18 protein-coding genes and 1 tRNA gene are annotated in these 20,246 nt (G+C 65.3%); 9 read left to right on the top strand and 10 right to left on the bottom strand.

All coding sequences use genetic code 11. The features are described from left to right. The 3 genes from dprE2 to GOOTI_RS23195 form a co-directional block, all read right to left on the bottom strand. Positions 1 to 651 (bottom strand): decaprenylphospho-beta-D-erythro-pentofuranosid-2-ulose 2-reductase (gene dprE2 / locus GOOTI_RS23205; protein ID WP_007241044.1); only part of this gene is annotated, 651 nt, incomplete at its 3' end. Positions 652 to 763: 112 nt separating this feature from the next. Continuing rightward, complete coding sequence (dprE1, locus tag GOOTI_RS23200; protein WP_007241043.1) at positions 764 to 2,209, bottom strand: decaprenylphosphoryl-beta-D-ribose oxidase; 1,446 nt, start codon at positions 2,207 to 2,209, stop codon at positions 764 to 766. A gap of 108 nt (positions 2,210 to 2,317) precedes the next feature. After that, positions 2,318 to 3,886: a phytoene desaturase family protein gene (locus tag GOOTI_RS23195; RefSeq protein ID WP_007241042.1), complete on the bottom strand. Its 1,569-nt coding sequence runs from the start codon at positions 3,884 to 3,886 to the stop codon at positions 2,318 to 2,320. Positions 3,887 to 4,139: 253 nt separating this feature from the next. Between GOOTI_RS23195 and GOOTI_RS23190 the strand changes: the two genes are divergently transcribed. The 5 genes from GOOTI_RS23190 to GOOTI_RS23170 all read left to right on the top strand — a co-directional run bounded on the left by GOOTI_RS23190 (position 4,140) and on the right by GOOTI_RS23170 (position 10,657). Then, positions 4,140 to 4,970, top strand: coding sequence for an aldo/keto reductase (locus tag GOOTI_RS23190; protein ID WP_039994607.1), 831 nt, complete (start codon positions 4,140 to 4,142; stop codon positions 4,968 to 4,970). Positions 4,971 to 5,005: 35 nt separating this feature from the next. Then, a complete protein-coding gene (locus GOOTI_RS23185; RefSeq protein WP_007241040.1) occupies positions 5,006 to 5,512 on the top strand; it encodes a GtrA family protein in 507 nt (168 codons plus the stop codon). Between the two features lie 2 nt (positions 5,513 to 5,514). Continuing rightward, positions 5,515 to 6,948, top strand: coding sequence for a phytoene desaturase family protein (locus GOOTI_RS23180; RefSeq protein ID WP_007241039.1), 1,434 nt, complete (start codon positions 5,515 to 5,517; stop codon positions 6,946 to 6,948). Between the two features lie 258 nt (positions 6,949 to 7,206). Then, positions 7,207 to 9,111, top strand: a complete 1,905-nt coding sequence (locus GOOTI_RS23175) for a glycosyltransferase (protein ID WP_039994606.1) — start codon at positions 7,207 to 7,209, stop codon at positions 9,109 to 9,111. Continuing rightward, positions 9,098 to 10,657, top strand: a complete 1,560-nt coding sequence (locus GOOTI_RS23170; protein WP_007241037.1) for a glycosyltransferase family 39 protein — start codon at positions 9,098 to 9,100, stop codon at positions 10,655 to 10,657. The genes GOOTI_RS23175 and GOOTI_RS23170 overlap by 14 nt, the downstream gene beginning before the upstream one ends. A 202-nt stretch (positions 10,658 to 10,859) precedes the next feature. On the opposite strand, the gene GOOTI_RS23165 is transcribed toward GOOTI_RS23170, so the two are convergent. The 5 genes from GOOTI_RS23165 to GOOTI_RS23145 all read right to left on the bottom strand — a co-directional run bounded on the left by GOOTI_RS23165 (position 10,860) and on the right by GOOTI_RS23145 (position 15,242). Next, positions 10,860 to 11,738: a TIGR03619 family F420-dependent LLM class oxidoreductase gene (locus GOOTI_RS23165; protein WP_007241035.1), complete on the bottom strand. Its 879-nt coding sequence runs from the start codon at positions 11,736 to 11,738 to the stop codon at positions 10,860 to 10,862. Between the two features lie 217 nt (positions 11,739 to 11,955). After that, complete coding sequence (gene glfT1, locus GOOTI_RS23160) at positions 11,956 to 12,888, bottom strand: galactofuranosyltransferase GlfT1 (RefSeq protein ID WP_007241034.1); 933 nt, start codon at positions 12,886 to 12,888, stop codon at positions 11,956 to 11,958. Further along, positions 12,885 to 13,733, bottom strand: coding sequence for a galactan export ABC transporter ATP-binding subunit Wzt/RfbE (wzt, locus tag GOOTI_RS23155; RefSeq protein ID WP_007241033.1), 849 nt, complete (start codon positions 13,731 to 13,733; stop codon positions 12,885 to 12,887). The genes glfT1 and wzt overlap by 4 nt, the downstream gene beginning before the upstream one ends. Next, the gene (wzm, locus tag GOOTI_RS23150; RefSeq protein ID WP_007241032.1) at positions 13,730 to 14,599 is read right to left on the bottom strand and encodes a galactan export ABC transporter permease subunit Wzm/RfbD; all 870 of its coding nucleotides are present in this window, start codon (positions 14,597 to 14,599) and stop codon (positions 13,730 to 13,732) included. Before wzm ends, wzt begins: the two co-directional genes overlap by 4 nt. A gap of 76 nt (positions 14,600 to 14,675) precedes the next feature. Next, positions 14,676 to 15,242 carry a bacterial proteasome activator family protein gene (locus GOOTI_RS23145; protein WP_039994612.1) on the bottom strand — a complete coding sequence of 189 codons (567 nt, stop codon included), beginning with the start codon at positions 15,240 to 15,242 and terminating at the stop codon, positions 14,676 to 14,678. A gap of 138 nt (positions 15,243 to 15,380) precedes the next feature. Between GOOTI_RS23145 and GOOTI_RS23140 the strand changes: the two genes are divergently transcribed. From GOOTI_RS23140 to GOOTI_RS23125, 4 genes are all read left to right on the top strand, one after another. Further along, the gene (locus GOOTI_RS23140; protein WP_007241030.1) at positions 15,381 to 16,577 is read left to right on the top strand and encodes a cysteine desulfurase-like protein; all 1,197 of its coding nucleotides are present in this window, start codon (positions 15,381 to 15,383) and stop codon (positions 16,575 to 16,577) included. A gap of 163 nt (positions 16,578 to 16,740) precedes the next feature. Continuing rightward, complete coding sequence (locus tag GOOTI_RS23135) at positions 16,741 to 17,187, top strand: MarR family winged helix-turn-helix transcriptional regulator (protein ID WP_007241029.1); 447 nt, start codon at positions 16,741 to 16,743, stop codon at positions 17,185 to 17,187. Positions 17,188 to 17,248: 61 nt separating this feature from the next. Beyond that, positions 17,249 to 18,223, top strand: a complete 975-nt coding sequence (locus tag GOOTI_RS23130) for an NAD(P)H-quinone oxidoreductase (RefSeq protein WP_007241028.1) — start codon at positions 17,249 to 17,251, stop codon at positions 18,221 to 18,223. Between the two features lie 40 nt (positions 18,224 to 18,263). Then, positions 18,264 to 18,348 (top strand) — tRNA-Ser (locus GOOTI_RS23125). Positions 18,349 to 18,390: 42 nt separating this feature from the next. Here GOOTI_RS23125 and GOOTI_RS23120 read toward each other — a convergent pair. Together GOOTI_RS23120 and GOOTI_RS23115 are read right to left on the bottom strand one after the other, a co-directional pair. Beyond that, positions 18,391 to 19,548 carry a site-specific integrase gene (locus GOOTI_RS23120; protein WP_007241027.1) on the bottom strand — a complete coding sequence of 386 codons (1,158 nt, stop codon included), beginning with the start codon at positions 19,546 to 19,548 and terminating at the stop codon, positions 18,391 to 18,393. After that, on the bottom strand, positions 19,535 to 20,140 hold the full coding sequence (locus tag GOOTI_RS23115) for an XRE family transcriptional regulator (RefSeq protein WP_233425568.1): 606 nt from the start codon (positions 20,138 to 20,140) through the stop codon (positions 19,535 to 19,537). The genes GOOTI_RS23120 and GOOTI_RS23115 overlap by 14 nt, the downstream gene beginning before the upstream one ends. Between the last annotated feature and the right edge of the window lie 106 nt (positions 20,141 to 20,246).

Genomic DNA, 20,246 nt, shown 5'->3' with positions numbered 1-20,246 from the left:
GATGACGGCCTTGGCGACGACGTCCTTGTTGACGGTCAGGGGCGCTTCCTTGACGTTCGCCGACAGTCGGGTGCGCACCTGACCGGGGCGGACGACCAGGACGTGCACGCCGTCATCGGCCAGTGCTTCGCCGAGGCCGAGGTAGAAGCCGTCGAGTCCTGCTTTCGACGATCCGTACACGAAATTGCTGCGTCGAACGCGCTCGCCCGCAACCGAACTCATCGCGACGATCTGTGCCCGGCCCTGATGCTTGAGCTTCTGGCCCAGCAGTACACCGACGCTGACCGCTGCGGTGTAGTTGATGGTGACCTCGGTGACTGCTTTCTGCTGGTCCTGCCAGACCTGCTCGTCGTCGAACTGCACGCCCGCGGCGACGATCGACAGGTCCACATCGCCTCCGGCGAAAGCCTTTTCGATGGTCTCGGGATGCGTCTCGGGCTTCGTGGCGTCGTAGTCGATGAGTTCGACGGAGGTCGCACCCGCTTTGCGCATGGTGTCGGCTGCGGCGTCGGCGGTCGGATCGCCCGGGACGACGGCGAGGATCACCCGCGCCGGGCCGCGCTGCAAGAACTCGGACGCGATGGCGAGCCCGATCTCGGAGCTACCACCGAGGATCAGGATCGATTGCGGCGCATCGACGGCGTTGAACATGGGTGGTGTCTCCTCGGATGGGTCAGAAGTTGGTGGTGGTCTGGACGTAGGACCGGCACCGTGCCCTGCGCTGCACTACGATTCGGCTGCAACGGAGCTCGGCCCGAGCTGGTCAGTTCAGTTCGAGTCTGCGGCCCATGTCGGACAAGAACACGCCCGTCGGATCGATTTCACGACGCTTGGCGATCCACCTGTCGATCTGCGGGTACATCTTGTGGAAATGCTCGGCCGATGTCCGCGAATCCTTCGCGGTGTAGAGCCGTCCACCGATCTCCATGACCCGGCGATCCATGTCGTTGAGGAACTCCGCGAGCCCCGCGCGCAGCGGGAAGTCGAGGCAGACGTTCCACCCCTCGAACGGAAACGACAGCGGCGCTTTGGGGTTGCCCTTGCCGAACAGCTTGATCACGTTGAGGAAGCTGATGTGACCCGACGCCTGGATGTCGGTGATGATCTTCTTGAACTCGTCCTCGTTGCCCTTCGGCACGATGAACTGATACTGGGTGAAGCCGCCGCCCTTGCCGTATGCGGTGGGGCGCCCGTACGCGTTGTTCCAGTTCCCGATCAGATCCAGCGGGTGGTAGAACTGCGGCAGGCTCTCGATGATGCCGCGCTTGTTCGATCCGGCCCGGTAGTAGAGCTCGCCGATGAGCCCGAAGTCGAATTTGTTGTCAAGTCCACGCGGGAAGATATTCGGCAGCGTGATCAGCGGCTTCGGGTTGAACTTGAGTGGATCCTTCTTGAGCTTGTCCGGCAGTTCGTCGAACGTTGCCAGATTGCCGCGGCTGAACGAACCGCGACCGAGCTTCGGGGCGGCGCTCATCGTGTCGAACCAGCCGGACGCGTACTCGTAGCCGTCCTCGTAGTTGTCCTCAAGGTGCAGCGCGATGGTCTCGTCGAGGTTGTTGGTGGTGAAGGTGTCGGCCTTGAAGTAGGCCGTCTCGGTGCGCTTGAGCTTGATCTTCACCCGCAGCACGATGCCCGTCAGACCGATGCCCGCCACCGTGCACCAAAACAGCGAGCCGTCGGGGTCGTCGGGCGAGCCGTCGGGAGTCAGGGTGAGAATGCGGCCGTCGGCAACAAGGAGTTGCATCTCGGTGACGTGATCGCCGAACGCGCCAGTCGCGTGGTGGTTCTTGCCGTGGATGTCGTGCGCGATGGCGCCACCGATGGTCACCTGCCTAGTGCCGGGCATCACCGGCACCCAGAAGCCGCGCGGCACGACCACCTTCATCAGATGATCGATCGAGAGGCCTGCGTCGACGTCGACGATGCCGGTCTCTTCGTCGAGCGAATAAATCCTGGTCAGTGGTGTCATGTCGACGGTCAGGCCACCGGAATTCTGCGCCGACTCGTTGTACGAGCGGCCGAGGCCGCGGGCGATGACCCCACGCTTGAGGTAGTCCGGTTTGTCGGCGTTGTCGTCGGCAACCCGAGCTACCGCATCGGCGATGACCTCGGGGTACGGCGTCGACAGGACATGCCCGGTGATCGGGGTGGTACGTGACCATCCGGCCAGCGTGCGCGTGGTGATCGGCAACAGCTCTTCAGTAGACATCGCCGACGATCCTACCGCGCGCGTACGTGTGCCCGACGCGGCTCGGCCCCCTCGTCGTGACTCGTGAGACTCGGCCAACGACGCCGCACCGTCGTCGGCCGGCGGTGGTCAGGAGCGCAATGTGAAGGCCGCCGCGTTGTGTCCGGGAATGCCGCTGACGCCTCCGCCGCGACGCGCTGCCGCACCCGCCAATAGGACGCGCGGATGCCGTGTCTCCACGCCCCACTGCCCGACGGCATCGGGATCCGGAGCCCAGGGCCATTGCAGACTCCGATGAAAGATGTTGCCGCCGGGGAGACCAAGTGCGGTTTCCAGGTCACGTGGCGTCTTGACCTCGATACACGGATTGCCATGCGCATCGATCGCGATGACAGATTGAATGGATTCTGCGAGAACGGAATTCAACGACGCCAGGGTGGCCTCGACCGCTACGCCCGTAGCCGAAGGGGCGTCGAACACGGTTGGTGGCATGTGCAACCCGAAGAGCGTGAGCGTGTGTGCTCCCTCGAGTTCCGGACCGAGGATCGACCGGTCGGACAGAGTGTGGCAGTAGATCTCACACGGGGGAACGTCGGGCACCCTCTCGACACGGGCCTGTTGCCATGCCGCGTGGAGTTGGCCGTACGTTTCGTTGATGTGGAACGTCCCCGCGAACGCGGCATCGGGGGCAGTCGAGCCGTCGCGCAATGCGGGGAGCCGATTCAGCAGCAGATTGATCTTCAATTGCGACCCGGCCGTGTCTGATTCGACGTCGAGCGGATCGTCGAGACAGGAGTTGACCGATTGCGGCGCACACGCGACGTAGAGCATCGATCCGCGGGCGAGGATCCCGGACGGCGAAGAGGAACACTCGACCGTGCCGTCGCTCGGATCGATTCCGGTGATCTGTACCCCGGTACGGATCTGTGCGCCCGCCGCGACAGCGGATTCGTACAGCGCCCCGGACACCGCACCCATTCCTCCCACCGGAACATCCCAGTCCCCGGTGCCACCACCGATCAGGTGGTAGAGGAAGCAGATGTTCTGGCGCAGCCGAGCGTCGTGGAGATCGGCAAACGTGCCGATCAGCCCGTCGGTGGCGACGACACCGCGCACCACGTCGTCGACGAAATAACGTTCGATGAGCTCACCGAGGGGCCGTTCGGTGAGCAGTTCCCAGAGTTCGGCGAGCGACGAGTCGAGCCCGGACGCACCCGCCACACCGGTCACCAGATCACGTAGGTCCTCGGCGCTGCGCAGGGGTTCGATGAGCGTAGGGAAGACGCGGCGCGCGATCTCGCCCATACGCCCGTAGAACCACTGCCACGACGCGAACTCGGTGTCATCGCCGGTGATTCGTCGAAACGACTCCGCGGTGGCCTGCTCGTCTGCGTTGTCGACGAGCAGGCCGCGCGAGGGGTCCGACGGGACCGGCGTGTACGACGAGTAGCGGCGTCGGATCAGGGTGATGTCGAGATCGAGGTCGGTGATGATCTCGCGTGGTAGCAGAGACACGAGGTAGGAGTATCGGGAGAGCTGTGCGGGCACTCCGGGAAACGGCGCCGCGGAGACGCTCGCACCTCCGACGTGATCGGCACGCTCGAGCACCAGCACTCGGCGGCCTGCGCGCGCGAGGTACGCCGCGGTCGTCAGCCCGTTGTGACCTGCGCCGATGATGATGTCGTCGAAGCGCTCCATGTATCGAGCAGACCATCGCCACGGCGGGTTGTCGAGGGCCGGGGTACCCCACCTGTCGCTGCGGTGATCACCGTCGCCCGTTTTCAGTCGGTTTCGTCGATACTCCGAGGTAAAAGTCCAGGTCGGATCTCGGGGTAGTTTCCGAAATGACTAGAACGGGCGAGCCATGCCGGGGGCCCCATGGTCACGATGCGTCATCGACGCAGGTTGTTCACCGGGCACGATCGTCCGTCGCAAACATATCCTTGAGTACGTGGACATCCCCTCGGTCGAACTCTCGTCTGGCTACCGTTTGCCACTGGTGGGCCTCGGAACCTACGACATGCTCGGTATGCCATGCGTCGAAGCGGTGTCGAGTGCGCTGCGGTCGGGATATCGCCTGCTCGACACGGCAAGTCGATACTCGAACGAACTCAGCGTCGGCATGGGCTTGCGCGAATCCGGCATCGACCGCGACGAGGTCGCGATCCAGACCAAGCTCGGTGGCGGCGACCAGGGGTTCGACGAGGCGATCAACGCGGCCAAAGAGAGCGCACGCCGACTCGGTATCGCGCACATCGACGTCTACCTCATCCACTGGCCGTGTCCGAGTCTCGGCCGGACCGTCGACTCCTGGCGCGCGTTGCTGACCCTCGCGGAGGAGGGCTTCATCACCGTGCCCGGGGTGTCGAACTTCAAGGCGCATCAACTGCAGATGCTCTACGACGAGACCGGTGTGTGGCCGCAGGTCAACCAGATCCAGTGCTCACCGGCGCTTGCGCGCGACGAGCTGCGTGAGTTCATGTCCGAGCGGGGAATCGCAGCGCAGGCGTGGCATCCCACCGGGCGCAAGGAGGGCATGCTCGGCGATGCCGTGATCATCAGACTCGCACGCAAGTACGGCAAATCGCCGACGCAGATCGCACTGCGGTGGTCGGTGCAGCAGGGCATCTCGGTGGTACCGAAGTCGTCACACCGCGGTCGGCAACTCGAGAATGCGGACCTCTTCGATTTTTCGTTCGACGCCGCCGACCTCGCCGAACTCTCGACGCTCGACCGTGGCGAGAAGGCCGCCCGCGACTCCGACGTCGAAGAGGAGTTCTGAGTTCAGCGCTTCGGCGCACCGTCTAGGGTGGCAGGGTGCAAGACCCAACCTCCGACGACGAGCACGATCACAAGTCACGGCACGAAGACTTCTCGACGCGCCACGCCCCGACACCGATCGAGCTCCCCGTCGACGACGCCGAGGCGTCGACCGACGTCCCGCTCGCGACGCAGATCCTCCGATTCGTCATCAGCGGCGTCCTCTCGGGCATCCTCGACTTCGGATTGACGACGATCCTGCAGTTCGGGGTCGGGTTGCCTCCGGTGGTGTCCAAGGCCATCGGCTTCATCTGTGGCACCACCTGCGCGTACATCATCAACCGGCGCTGGACCTTCCGTGCATCACCGAGTACCGCTCGGTTCATCGCGGTCGCGCTGTTGTACTGCTGCACGTTCTTCGTCAACGTCGGCATCTACACCTGGCTCGCCCACGTCTGGGAGCACACGTTCCTCAACAGTCTCATTGCATATGTGATCGCACAGGGGACGGCTACGGTCATCAACTTCGTGGTGCAGCGCACCGTCATCTTCCGGGTCACGTAGTCGTGTCGACCGCGATCGTCGTCGGCGCAGGTCCGAACGGACTCGCGGCGGCGGTCCGACTCGCACAGGCAGGACTCGACGTGACGGTCCTCGAGGGTGCCGACACGATCGGTGGCGGCACCAGGTCCGGGCCCTTCGACGAGGCGCACCCTGAGATCGTCGTCGACCACTGTTCGGCGTTTCATCCGCTGGGCGTCTCCTCGCCGTATCTGCGAACACTCCCTCTCGCCGAGCACGGTCTGCGCTGGTCCTGGCCGGAGATCGACTGCGCACACCCACGCGACGACGGTGGCGCCGCCTTGCTCTTCCGCGACATCGAGCAGACCGCCGCCGGATTCGCCGACGCCGGATATCCCGGGGCGGGGGACAGGTGGCTCTCGCTTCTCGGCGCGGTCTCCAGGCGGTTTCCCGACATCGCCGACGACGTGCTCTCGCCGATGCTCTCGCTGCCGCGTCATCCGCTCGCGCTGGCCCGATTCGGACTGCCTGCGCTGGCACCGGCGACGAGCATCGCCCGGTTCCTCGGTCCGCACGCGGGCGCGCTGTTCACCGGCATGGCCGCGCACGGTTTCACCCGACTCGACCTGCCCGGTTCGTCGGCAGCGGGCCTCATGCTGACCGCCGCGGGCCACCACGGCGGCTGGCCGGTCGCGGTGGGCGGGTCGTCGGCGATCACCTGCGCGCTCGCAGGTCTGCTGCGTTCGCTCGGCGGCCGCATCGAGAGGGGACAGACCCTCTCCGACATCGCGCAGGTCAGCGCCGACGTCGTCATCCTCGATGTGCTGCCGCAGGCAGCCGCCGACATCCTCGGCGCGCGTCAACCCGCCCGCGTCGCACGGTCGTATCGGCGATGGCGCCGCGGGCCCGCCGCCTTCAAGGTCGACTACGTGATCGAGGAGGAGGTCGGCTGGACGGCACGTGACTGCGCTCGTGCGGGCACCGTGCACCTCGGCGGCGAAGCATCGGACATCGTGCAGGCCGAAGCCGACGTCGCCGCGGGACGGATGCCTCGCCGTCCGTTCACCCTCGTCGGACAGCAATGGGTGGCCGACCCGTATCGAGCGTCGGGCAGACTCAAGCCGCTGTGGGCGTATGCCCATGTGCCGCAGGAGTATTCGGGCGACGCGACGGAGTATGTGACCGCGCAGATCGAGCGATTCGCACCCGGCTTCCGCACCCGGATCGTCGCTGTACGTGCGACGACGCCCGCCGAGCTCGAGCGAGCGAATCCGAACTATCCCGGAGGCGACATCGGCGGCGGACGCAACGACCTCCTCCATCTGGTGGCCCGCCCACGACTCACCCCGGAGCCGTACGCGACCGGCGTCCGTGGTGTCTACCTGTGCTCGGCCGCGACCCCACCGGGTGGTGGCGCGCACGGGATGTGTGGCTTCAACGCCGCTGAGGCTGCTTTGGCTGCACTGTCGGACGCGTGAACGACCGACTGGTAACGCCGGCAGGTGTAACCACCGACACACCCAGTGTGCGCGCTCCGGCACAGCCGGGCGTGCACCGGTTCGGGAGCAATGCGGTATTCCGACCGAATGCGTTGCGGCAGTGATCTGTCGGCGTTGCCCACCAGCGGTGAGCTCGTCGGGTGCCGGTGCCGGGGCGCTCACAGGAAGTGGGTTAGTGTGGGGCCGTCGGGGCTGACACGTGCCGCGTGGAGCCCCCGAAGAGACGAATGGGATGCAATGTCGACAGCAGCACAGCCGACCACTACAACGACCGAGCAGGCCGAATCGTCCGATTTGTCGCCGAAGACCGGCTCGTCGTCGGATCGCTTGCTGGTCCAGCGCACGCTCTTCACCGGCCCGGACACACGGATCGAGCCGGGCATGTACGCCGACGTCGATCTCTCCCGGGTTCGGCTCGATCGACGTCGCGCACACCTCGGGCCCGGCGCCCGACTGTCGGTGAACACCTACTTCGGACGTTTCCCCGCGTCGTTCTGGCAGAGCTACACCCGCGTGCGGTCGGTCCGCCTCGACTTCGACCACGACTGCGCACCCGGCACGACGCTGCGGATCGACATTCGGGCGTCGGATATCAGTGGTCGCGAACGGCCCGTACAGACCGCGGAGGTCTCCGGCCAGGGTCATGCGAGCTTCGACCTCGACGTCAAGCGCTTCGTCGACGGCGGTGCGCTCTGGTTCGAGCTGACAGCCATCGACGGTCCCGCCAGCATCTCCGACGTCGAGTGGAGTGTGGATTCGCGGGTTCGTGATCGCCCTGTGTCGGTGGTCATGTGCACACACAACCGGCCGGTAGACGCCGTGGCGACGGTGATGGCGCTCGCATCCGATCCTGTCGTGCTCGAGCGGGTTGCAGCTGTGTACATCGTCGACCAGGGCACTGACCGCGTCGCAGACCAGGAGCGGTTCAGTGAGGTGGCCACTGTCCTCGGTGACCGCCTGCACTACATCACCCAGCCCAACCTCGGGGGCGCCGGCGGATTCAACCGCGGTATCCACGAGGTCACCAAGGGTGGCAGCCACGAGACCGACATCGTCGTGATGGACGACGACATCACCTGCGAACCGGAATCCGTGCTGCGACTGACCTCCTTCGCCAACAGCACGGTTCGGCCGATGCTCGTTGGCTCGCAGATGCTGCTCGCGTCGGAGACGTACCGCGTGCACATGACCGGGGAGTGGGAGGCACTCGACGAACTCAAGGCTGGGCGGCCGGGCGCCTACGGCAAGCAGGGCCTCAACGCTCTCGAGAAGCAACAGGATGCGCGGACCGACGCCGGTTGGAACGGCTGGTGGTCGTGCTTGCTTCCGGTCGAAGCGGTCTATGCTGCCGGACTCTCGCTGCCGCTGTTCTTCCAATGGGACGACATCGAATTCGGTATCCGCGCGCGCCGCAACGGTTTTCCGACGGTCACACTTCCCAATGCCGGTGTCTGGCACGCCGACTTCCACCTCAAGGACTACGACGACTGGTCGCGCTACTTCAGCTGGCGTAACGCGCTCGTCGTCGCGGCGATCCACGGACCCTACGATCCGAAACACGTGGCCGCAGTCGTCGCCAAGGAGATCGGCTCGCACATCGTGTCGATGCGCTACGGACTGGCCGCGACCTTCCTGCTCGCCGTGAGAGATTTCCTGAGCGGGCCATCGATACTGGCCGACGGTGGCGTGTCGAAGCTGCCGGAGTTGAAGGAACTGCGCGCGCAGTATCCCGACACCGTCATCCGCGACAGCGCCGACGTCGTACTCGACGCCGACCCGAACACCAGGATCTCGCGACGCGGACCACTGCCCGACGAGGACAAGGAAACCCGCGTCCTGGTCAAACGTGCTGTGCAGCAATGGCTCGGGCGTGTCTCACCAGCGCCGGTCTCCATCTCCGCCGACGACGGACGCTGGTGGCATGTCGGACTGTTCTCGTCGGCCGTGGTGACCGACTCGTCGCAGACCGGGGTGCGGGTCAGGCGGCGCGACAAGCAGACCGCGGTGCGGCTCGGTCGCGAGCTCGCCGAGTTGTGCGTGCGACTGCGTCGCGAGGGACTTGACGTGGCGGACCAGTGGCAGCGCGCCATGCCCGAACTGACCAGCCGCGAGAACTGGATGAGATTGTTTGACGGCGACTGAACGACTCCGCACTGTCCTGCCCGCGCTTGCGGTCGGGATCCTCGGAGTGTTCCTGTCCGCCATGGGGTCCTGGCGTCCCTCGCTCTGGTACGACGAGGCTGCGACGGTTTCGGCAATACATCGCCCGCTGTCGGCGATGGTCGACCTGCTCGCGCGGACCGACGCTGTGCACGCCCTCTACTACCTGTGCATGCATGTCTGGACCAAGGTGTTCGGACTGTCGGAGTTCTCGCTGAGGTTCCCGTCCGCACTGGCGATCGGGGTCGCGGCCGGCCTGTTCGTCGTCCTCGGTGAACGGTTGTGGGACACGCGCTTCGGCGTCATCGCCGGACTCGTGTTGCTCTGTCTGCCGCGGACCACCTGGGCGGGCTCGGAGGCCCGATCGTATGCCGGGACGATCGCGCTGGCGATCGCGATGACCTTGGTCCTGCTGATCGCGCTGGATGTCGACGTCACTGCATCGCGGCGTCGACGTTGGGGTTGGTGGGTGGCGTACGTGATCGTGTGTGTTGTCGGCGTGATGTGGTTCTTCTTCACCATCACACTGCTCGCCGCGCACCTGATGATCGTCTGCGCACGGGCCCGCGGGGATGCCGGGAGGCCTCGACGGTTCTCGAGTGTGATCGCTTTCGTGATCGCGGCGTTCGCCGTCTGTCTGGTCATCGCGCCGTTCGCCCGGGTCGTGATCTCTCAGCGGGGCCAGATCTCGTGGGTGGAGCAGATGACCCCGCGGATGCTCGCCAATTACGCGAGATACGAGTTCTTCGACGGTGCAACCGTTTTCCTCGTCCTCGGTGCCGTTGTCACCGTGGTGGGGGTTGCCGTCGCAGCCGTTCGGGGCGCACGGGGGCGATGGTCGATCCTCGGTGTCGGTCTGCTGTGGGTGGCGGTGCCCGCAGTATTGGTTTTCGTCTTCTCGTGGCTGGTCGACGCGGTGTACACGCCCCGCTATCTCATCTTCACCGCCGGTGGCGTGGCGCTGATCCTCGCGTGGGCGGTACGACAGATCGCCCGCGACCGCATGTGGGCCGCAGCGCTTCTCGTTGTGGTCTTGGCCGCTGCCGCAGCACCGACGTATCTTGCCGACCGCAGCCCGTACGGTCGCCTGGGTGGCACGGACTTCTCCGAAGCAGCCGACTACGTCGGCGACAATGCCCGCCCCGGCGACTGTGTTGCATTCTCGTCGCAACCGACATGGAGTCCGGTGTCGCAACGGGTGGTCCTACGCGCCAAGCCGGATGACTTCGTCGGCCTGCGCGATGTCGGACCGTCGGTCGATGCGATCCGCGCCGACTCGCTCTGGGACGGTGACAAACCCGTCACCGCGTATCGACGATTCGCGGAGAGCTGCACCGTGATGTGGGTGATCACCGACAAAGACCGCGATCGCGGCTACGTCACCTATCCCGGGGCCACCGCGTACTGGGTCTTCTCGCCCAACCACTTCACCTCGACTCCGCTGTATCAACAGCTTTCGGCGTCCGGCCTCCACGTCGTGCGGCAGACTCCGTTCAACAACTCGCAGGTCGTCGAGATGCGCCGCTGACGCCGGCTGTGCGCTCCGTGCTGCCGACTGTGCGCTCCCTGCTGTCGGCTGTGCGCTCTGTGCTGCTGAGTGTGCGCTCCCTGTCGCCGACTGTGCGCTCCCTGCTGTCGGCTGTGCGCTCCCCGTCGTCGGCTGTGCGCTCTGTGCTGCCGAGTGTGCGCTCTGTGCTGCTGAGTGTGCGCTCCCCGTCGCCGACTGTGCGTCAGCGGTTGACCTTGGCGATCACGTTGTCGGCGTAGGAGTTGAGATGGTCGATCTTGGTCTGCAGCGGTTCGGTGTCGTCACCCATGACGTACGGGAGCCGGAAACCGACGATCACGTCGGTGATGCCCTTGTCCTCTAAGCGTTTACATCCGTCGACCGTGTACGCGTCGAGAGAGATGACGTGGATCTCGAACGGGGCGTTGAGCTTCCCCTCCGCCTTGCGGATGTCGGTGATCTTGTCGAGCAGGGCGTCGAGTTCTTCAGCGGGACCGCCACCATGCATCCAGCCGTCGCCCCGGACCACTGCTCGGCGCAACGCGGCGTCGGCGTGCCCTCCGACGAGCAGCGGGATCGGTTCGGTCGGAGCGGGGGTCATCTTGATGCGTGGGATGTCGTAGAACTCGCCGTGGAACTCGAAGTACTCGCCGGACGTAAGTCCGCGGAAGATGTCCATGCATTCGTCCATTCGCTTGCCGCGTCGGGCGAAGTCGACGCCCATGAACTCGTAGTCCTCCGGCCACGGACTGGTACCGACACCGAGTGCGAGCCTGTTATTCGTCAGGTAGGCAACGGAACTCGCCTGTTTGGCGACCAGCGCGGGCGGTCGTACGGGCAGCTTGAGAACGAAGGGCGTGAAGCGGATTGTCGACGTCACTGCTCCGAGCGCAGCGGCCTCGATGAATGTCTCGATGAACGCCTTGCCGTCGAGGAACTCCCGATTGCCGTCCGGCGTGTACGGATAGGCGGCGTCGGACTCCTCGGGATACGCGAGCGAGTCGGGGATGGTGAAGCCTGCGTACCCGGCCTTCTCGGCCGCCTGGGCGAGTGGTGCATAGAAGTTGGGATCTGTCATCGCTTCGGCGAAGGTGAACCGCATGTCTCTCCCTGTGTGGATCGATGTCTCTCACAGGTTAGAACACGTTCTAGTTCTGGTGTGGGCGGACCGCGAATTGCGCACGGCCGGCGGCACGGGGTGCACAGTCGACAGCAGGGGGTGCACGGTCGACAGCAGGGGGTGCACGGTCGGCGGCACCGAGCGCACAGTCGGCGGCACGGGGCGCACGGTCGGCGGCAGGGAGCGTACAGTCGACTCTTCAGTCGGGCCGCACGAACCGCTCGCGTCGCCCGAGCTGCTGCAGGCGGAACCACTCGCGGAAGCCCGCGACGTCGCGCTGCTGCACGAGGAAGTACCAGCCGAACCGTGCGTATTCCTGGGGCAGCAGTTTGCGCAGACCCGGCTGATTCATCAGGAAGCCGCGGTTGCGATAGGTGAAGAACCGTTTGACAGCGTTGTCGGGGTACTGCGTGTGCATGCGGCCGCCGAGGATCGGGCGGAACTCGTCGGACCCGTATGGGTGGAGATACGCCGTGGTCAGGCACGTGCCGAAGCGCAATCCGGAGCGTACGAGGCGTCGATGGACCTCCACCTCGTCGCCGCGGAAGAACAACCGGAGGTCGGGGACGCCCACCACGTCGAGCGCATGCGCCGAGAACAACGCGCCGTTGAACAGCGACGCGATACCCGGGAGCAGGTCGTCGTCGCCGGCGGGCTCGCCGTCGCCCTCGAACAACTCTGACCGCTTGCGCCGCCACGCCACTCCGCGGCGCAATGGAAAGGCGAGTGTGTCGGGGTCGTCGATGTTGACGACCACCGGCGATACCTCGTCGAGCCGATGCCGCGCCGCGCAGTCGAGCAGCGTCGACAACACCTCACCACCCTCCGGGCGCCCGTCGTCGTCGGCGCACCACACCCAGTCGGCCCCGAGCGCCAACGCCTGCAGCATGCCGAGGGCGAATCCGCCCGCACCGCCGAGATTGCGCTCCGAACCCACATACGTCGTTGGAATAGGCTGCCTAGCAACGAGTTCGGCCACCTGCTGCTCGTTCCCGTTGTCGACGACGACGAGGTGGTCGACGGGACGCGATTGGGAGGAGACCACGGCCAGCGACTCGGCCAGCAACTGCGCCCGACGATGCGTCACCACGACCGCGACGACCCGCGACGCCGTGCCTGCGGAGCCACTCATGCCGACGTGCCGTCGGTCTGCGCCATCTCGTCGAGCACCTCGCGCACGTGCGCGGCAGCGGCCGGTCCCTCATAGGCGCCGACCACTTCTTCGATGCCGCCGTCCATCCGGATCTCACCGTGGTCGATCCAGAGAGCACGGTCGCACAGTTGCGCGAGGAACTCGTTGGAATGACTGGCGAAGACGAGGATGCCCGACCGTTCGACAAGCGACTGGAGCCTGGTACGCGCCTTCTTCATGAACTCGGCGTCGACGGCGCCGATACCCTCGTCGAGGATGAGGATCTCGGGATCGATGCTGGTCACGACGCCGAGCGCGAGCCGGACGCGCATACCGGTCGAATACGTCCGAAGCGGCATGTTGAGGTAGTCGCCGAGTTCGGAGAACTCCGCGATCTCGTCGGTCTTGGCGAGCATCTCCTTACGGCTGACACCCAGGAACATGCCACGGACGATGATGTTCTCGTAGCCGGAGATCTCCGGGTCCATGCCGACACCGAGGTCGAAGACCGGAGCCACCCGGCCCTTGACCCGACACGATCCGCGGGTCGGCTCGTAGATGCCCGACAGCAGCCGCAGCAGCGTTGATTTGCCGGCGCCGTTGTGGCCGACGAGGCCGATGCGATCGCCGTGTTCGAGGTGCAGGTTGATGTTCTTGAGCGCCTCGACCACCACGACGTTCGACGCGTTGGCGCCGATCACGCCTCCCGCAGCGCCGAGTACGGACTTCTTCAGCGACCGTGTCTTGGCGTCGAAGATGGGGAAGTCGACGCAGGCATCCCAGGTGTCGACGCGGACGGAATCGTTCTTGGAGATGGGTTTCGGGGAGTCGGACACGATGCTCACACCCAATACGGAACTCGGGCGCGGTAGTTGCGCATGATGAACAGGGCGAGCAGGCATCCGACGACGGTGCAGCCGATGACGATGGCCCAGTGGTAGAAGGCCACCGACTCACCGAGCAGTGGCCCGCGCGTGATCTCCAGGTAATGGAACATCGGGTTGATCTCGACGATGCGTGCACGCGACGATCCCTCGCCTGCGACCTTGTGCAGCGACTGCGCGCTCCAGATGATCGGCGTCATGAAGAACACCAGCCGTACCGCGGTGGTCAGCAACTGACCGATGTCGCGGAAGCGGGTGGTCAGGATGCCGAAGACCATCGCGACCCACACGCTGTTGATCACGAACAGGATCATCGCCGGGATGATCAGCACGACGGTCCAGCTGAGGTGGATGTGCTTCCAGAAAATCGCGAGCAGCACGAGGTAGATGACGATGTTGTGCGCAAAGATGATCAGCTGTCGCCACGCGAGCCGGTAGACGTGCACCGACAGCGGCGACGGGATCTGCTTGATCAATCCCTCGTTCTTCGCGAACACCTCGGAACCGTCGAGGATCGATCCCTCGATGAAGCCCCAGAAGATGAAACCGAGGGTCACGTACGGCAGGAAGGTGGTGATGTCCTCGTCGAACAACTGCGAGTACAGCAAGCCCATCGCCACGGCGGTGATGCCGGTTGCGATGGTGATCCACAGCGGCCCGAGGACCGATCGCCGGTACCGCTGCTTGATGTCCTGCCAGCCGAGCAGCGCCCACAGTTCCCGCGCGCGCAGTCCGTCGGAGAGGTCCTTGAACGCCCGCCGAAACGACCTCGAATCCGACGTCGTGGGTGGTGGCGGAACTTTCCGCTCGCTGACTACCGCTGACACGGGGATTCAGCATACAAGCGAGCAGTTTGACGTTCCGGAACGGGCGGCGTGGCAGGGACCGGGTCTGGACCGATGCTCAGAGGTATTGACCGGTGCTCGGCCCGCCGCCGGGGCCTCCCGGGCCTCCAGGAGCGACGATGCCCGGGGGTAGCGCACCCTGCCGCATCTGCTCGAGTTGGGCGCGCGCCGCCATCTGCTGGGCGAAGAGTGCCGTCTGGATTCCGTGGAAGAGTCCTTCGAGCCAACCGACGAGCTGGGCCTGCGCAATTCGCAGTTCGGCGTCCGACGGCGTCGAATCGTCCGAGAAGGGCAGTGCCAGGCGTTCCAGTTCTTCGCGCAGTTCAGGAGCCAGACCGTCCTCGAGTTCGCGGATCGACGTCTGGTGGATCTCGCGGAGCCGATTACGAGACGCCTCGTCGAGAGGAGCCGCACGGACCTCTTCGAGCAATTGCTTGATCATGGTGCCGATGCGCATGACCTTGGCGGGTTGCTCGACCATGTCGGCGACGCTGTCTTTCGATTCGCCGTCGTTGTCCTTCTGATGTGCGTGGTCACCCGGACCGACAACCTCGATGTCGTCGTGTGCGGGGGAACCGAAACCGCGGGGATCGAACGCTCCGGACGATGTGCCTTCGCTAGCCATGCGTCCCATTGTGCCGAAAGCCTCTGACGCCCGTTGCGAGTCGTGGGTATTGACGGCGCCGAGCGGCGGCACGAATGTCCACACGTCGATCCGACGAGCTGTCCGAACTCGCCGACCGCGCCGTCTATCGTGGCTGGCATGAGTCTCGATGTCGCCGCGGTGCGAGGACTGTTCCCCTCGCTCGGCGACGGTTGGATTCATTTCGACGCCCAGGCGGGCATGCTCATCCCCGACGCAGTGGCGAGCGCCGTGTCCTCGGGATTCCGGCAGCTCGGTGCGGCCCCCGGGGGTGTTTATCCGGGAGCGGTCCACACCGCGGAGGCGGTCGACGGTGCGCGCAGAGCGGTGGCCGACCTCGTCGGTGCGCGGGCGGCGGGCATTGTGCTCGGACCGTCGCGGTCGGCGCTCATCTGGGCGTTGGCGGAGTCGATCGCGCCCAATACCTGGCTCGGCGGCGACGTCGTCGTAAGTCATGCCGACGACGAGCCCAACATCGTGCCGTGGATGCGCGTCGTCGGACGCTATGGCGGGTCGGTGCGGTGGGCGGAGCTCGACGTCGAGACGGGTGAGTTGCCCGTGTGGCAGTACAAGAAATTGATCGGTGCGCGGACCGCGGTGGTCGCGGTGACACTGGCGTCGTCGACGCTCGGTGCGATCACCGACATCCCGGCGATCGCGCAGATGGCGCGCACACGCGGCGCGATGCTGGTCGTCGACGCGACGAATGCTGCTCCGTACATGCCTCTCGATATCAACGAACTCGGCGCAGACGTCCTCGTCGTGTCAGCGGAACGGTGGGGCGGTCCACGGGTCGCCGCCATGGCGTTCCGGGACCCCCGCACGATGGAACGGCTCGTGCCGATGTCGGTCGATCCGCGTGCAGTCGGACCTGCGCGCCTCGAACTCGAACCGCTACAGGGTGGATTACTGACCGGCCTCGTCGCGTCGATCGAGCACCTGGCCTCACTGGATGCCGGTGCCATCGGAAAGCGGCGTCGACGGCTCGTCGCCTCCCTCGACGCGGTCAGCGAGTACCTGGACCGGCTGATGGTCTACCTCACCACCACACTCGAGCAGCTCAGCCAGGTGTCGGTGGTCGGATCGCCGGGTAACCGCGTCCCGACGCTGAGCTTCACCGTCGATCAGGTGTCGGCCGACAAGGTCGTCCGACGCCTCTCCGACAACGGGATATGTGCGCTCGCCGACCTGCCATGCCGATCGCTGACACGGATGGGCGCGAGCGACTTCGGGGGTGCGGTGAGTATCGGTCTCGGGCCCTACTCGACGCCGTACGAAGTTGACCATTTGGTCAGGACGCTCGGGTCGTTCGGTTAGTCGATTTCTGCGACGGGGCGATGTGGGTCGGTCGATCCACACGGTTTCGCATTACGCGACAATGCATACTAAGTTGGCCAATGTGAACGATCCCGGATTGTCGCCGCGTGCATCACGCACAAGCTCTTGGCCGCTCCCCGGATCGCAGGTGCCGAGCGCCCCGATGTCCACTTCCGACGACGGCCTGACCCCCGAGCAGACCGCTCTCTGGCACTCGTTCGTCGACGGCGGCTGGGCTCTGATGGCCCAGGTCAACAGCGTGTTCAGTGCTCACGGATGGACGACGACCGATCTGCGCATCCTCGAGGTCCTCGCGTCGCGTCAGCAGTTCGGGATCAGCGAACTCGCGACGACTGTGCACATGGGCGTCAGCACCGTCTCGCGCCAGATCGGTCGGATGATCGACACCGGCGACGTCGTCCGTGTGCGTTCCGACCTCGACGGCCGGCACCGTCTCGTGCGGATCACCGACGACGGCCGCGCCACCCTGTCTCGGATCGCAGCCGTCCGCGATCACGTGGTTCGCGAGTACGTCGTCGACGTGCTCGGTGTCGACGACTTCACGAAGGTCTGCCTCGCGATGCGGAAGGTTCGCTCCTCCTGGACATGATGCCGGCCGCGCAAGCCTGTGCCGTGTGCCTTTCTGCGCGGACTGAGGCAGCATCGGTGACATGCGTGCAATCAGTGTCGAGCCCGATACCGCCTCTCTGTTCGTCGCCAACGTGCCGGACCCGACGCCGGGACCTGGCGAGGTCCTCATCGAGGTCGCGGCCGCCGGGGTGAACCGTGCCGACCTGCTGCAGAAGCAGGGTCTCTATCCGCCGCCCGCCGGGGCGTCGGACATTCTCGGTTTGGAGGTTTCGGGGCGGATCGTCGAGCTGGGTTCGGAGGTCACGCAGTGGTCGGTCGGCGATGAGGTCTGTGCGCTGCTCGCGGGTGGCGGCTATGCCGAACTCGTTACCGTGCCCGCTGCGCAGGTGCTGCCCAAACCGTCGAACGTTGATCTGATCGAGGCGGCCGGTCTGCCCGAGGTCGCCTGCACCGTGGTTTCGAATCTGCTGCTCACCGCGCACCTGCAGCTCGACGAGTTGGTGCTGATCCACGGCGGATCGAGTGGGATCGGCACGCACGCGACGCAGTTGTGCCGCGCGCTCGGAGCGCGGGTCGCCGTGACCGCACGCACGCAGGAAAAGCTTGCCCGATCAGCGGAACTCGGCGCGGAGATCCTCATCGACTACTCGTCGCAGGACTTCGTCGAGGTGATCTCTGAGCACGGTGGCGCCGACGTCGTCCTCGACATCATCGGCGCCGCGTACCTGCCGCGGAACGTCAAGGCGCTCGCGACCGGAGGTCGACTGGTCATCATCGGCATGCAAGGTGGAGTCAAGGGTGAATTGCCTATCGGCACAATGATTTCCAAGCGCCTTTCGGTGTACGGCACCGCGCTGCGGTCACGACCTGTGACGGGCGCCGACGGCAAAGCCGTGATCGTCGAGAAGACCTACGCGAGCACCTGGCCGCTGATCGAGGCAGGTTCGGTGGTCCCGGTGACCGACTCGGTGTTCGAACTCGCCGACGCCCAGGCCGCCCACGAGCGCCTCAACAGCGGCGATGCAATCGGCAAGGTGCTGCTGCGGGTGGGCTGATGACGACGCCGCGCGAGCGCTCACGTACCCTCTTCGGCAGGGAAGCGTGGCAGAGCGGCCGAATGCACTCGCCTTGAAAGCGAGCGTGGGTAAAACCACCGGGGGTTCAAATCCCTCCGCTTCCGCAGCGGCCTCTCACTTGTTTACGCAGGTGAGAGGCCTTTCTGTTATCCAGCGGAAGTGTCCATGTCGGTCTGTGCCCACGATTTGCCCACACTCGCCGACGACCGTGCGTGATTCAGGGCGATCCCCACTGCGTCGAGATCGTCGTCGAACAGGTCGCTGTAGACGTCGAGGGTCATCGCCGCGGACGCGTGTCCGAGCATGCGTTGGAGCGCCTTGATGTTCACGCCGGCCGATACTGCGAGGCTCGCTGCTGTGTGTCGAAGGTCGTGGATCGTGACGCGGGGGACACCCGAGCGGTCGACGGCCCCAGCGAACCATCCGGTGAACGAGACCGGGCGCTTCAGGTAGCGGCCGCGACCGTCGTCGAACAAGAGCGCGTCCCCTGGACGGTCTTTGACGAGTGCCGAGAGTTCGAAGACGAGGAACTCGGGGATCGACACAGATCGTGGGTCGCCCGACTTCGGTGTGCCGACGATGTGGCTCTGGTCGACCTGGACGGCGTTCTCGATGACGGTCAGGCGTTTGCGGGGGAGGTCGAGGTGGTCGACACGCAGTGCTATCGCTTCGCCCCAGCGCAGCCCGGTGTAGGCCAAGAGTCGAATGAGGGTGGGGTATTTCGCCTCGTTGGCGAGCGCGGCCACTTGGTCGTGGGTGAGGTAGGTGCGGGGTTTCGGCTTCTTCCGTGGCAGGTTCTCCGGGGTCCGTGCAGGATTCGCCGCGAGTCGTCGCGCCTTGACTGCGGAGTCGAGGATGCCGGCCAGCACCCCGTACGCGCGCAGCACCACGGTGGCGCCCGAGCCCTTCTTCGTCACGGTGCCGTCAGCTTCGGTGACGGTGCGTCCCATGTCGGCAATCCAGCGTTCCACCGCGTCAAGGTCGACGTCGACGATGCTGACTGATCCCCACCGTGGTTTTACGTGCTTGTTCCACGCGACCTCGAGCGGTCGGTACGCAGAGGGCTTGAGGTCGGATTCCTTGCGCTCCAACCACGTCGGCGCGAGCTCACCAACAGTGATTCGCCCCAGCGCCGGCGCTACGTACTCGCAGCGCAGCTTCTCGACCTCCACGGTGGCAGCGAAGGCCTCGGCGTCACGCTTGGTACGGAAGCCACGCTTGTCTGTCTGGCGGTGATCGGGAGTGCGGTAGCGGACGCGATATCGCTTGCCGCTCTTGGTGCTGTAGCTCTCAATCGTCGCCATCTCGCCCCCTGATCGCTTGCCTCAACTCGGACTTCAACGTCCGCATAACATGGCCGCGCCTTTGTGGGGTGGCGTGTTCGCCAGCCCGTGAATCGCGTTCATCCTCGACTGAGCGATTCCAGAGACTTGCGCTGGCCGCATTGATCATCTGAACGGAGGTCTCTAGGTCTGCTGCCAGTCGTGAGGTCGCGAGTCCGGAGTTGTCTTCCACGTCTTTGAGTGTGCGGATGTCGACATCGGGGAACCTTGTGGCCGCTTGCCGAAAGGCGTTGGCGGAGCTTGCGACGGACTTTCGAATCTCATCGGTGCCTTTGGTGTCGCCGGCCAACGGCGTTGGATCGCCACCGGCCAGGATCTCCTTTAGGCGGTCGGAAGTGAGGCTGAGTTCCGGGGTGAGGTCAAGTTGGTCTTGTGTCGCTAGAACGGCACTAACGGTCAACGGATCGCCGGTCGCTTCGCTGTACGCCATGCATGCGGCGACAACGGTGCCGATGGTTGAACTGACTCGGCCGGACTCAAAGTCTCCGGTGCGCGAACTAGTCCAGCGCAACCCGTGAGACCGAGCCACTTTCGCAACTTCGTCGAGCGTCATGCTGTGACGTTTGCGATGTGCTCGTGCGTTCGCCCCGATCACCTCCGATAGCTCCATAACTGGCAACAATACGTGATTTTCAGTTACTTGACATCAGTGCGGGTCT

Source organism: Gordonia otitidis NBRC 100426, assembly GCF_000248075.1.
Classification (GTDB): Bacteria; Actinomycetota; Actinomycetes; order Mycobacteriales; family Mycobacteriaceae; genus Gordonia; species Gordonia otitidis.
The sequence above is the reverse complement of the archived record's forward strand: the minus strand, read 5'-3'. Positions and strand labels throughout refer to the sequence as shown.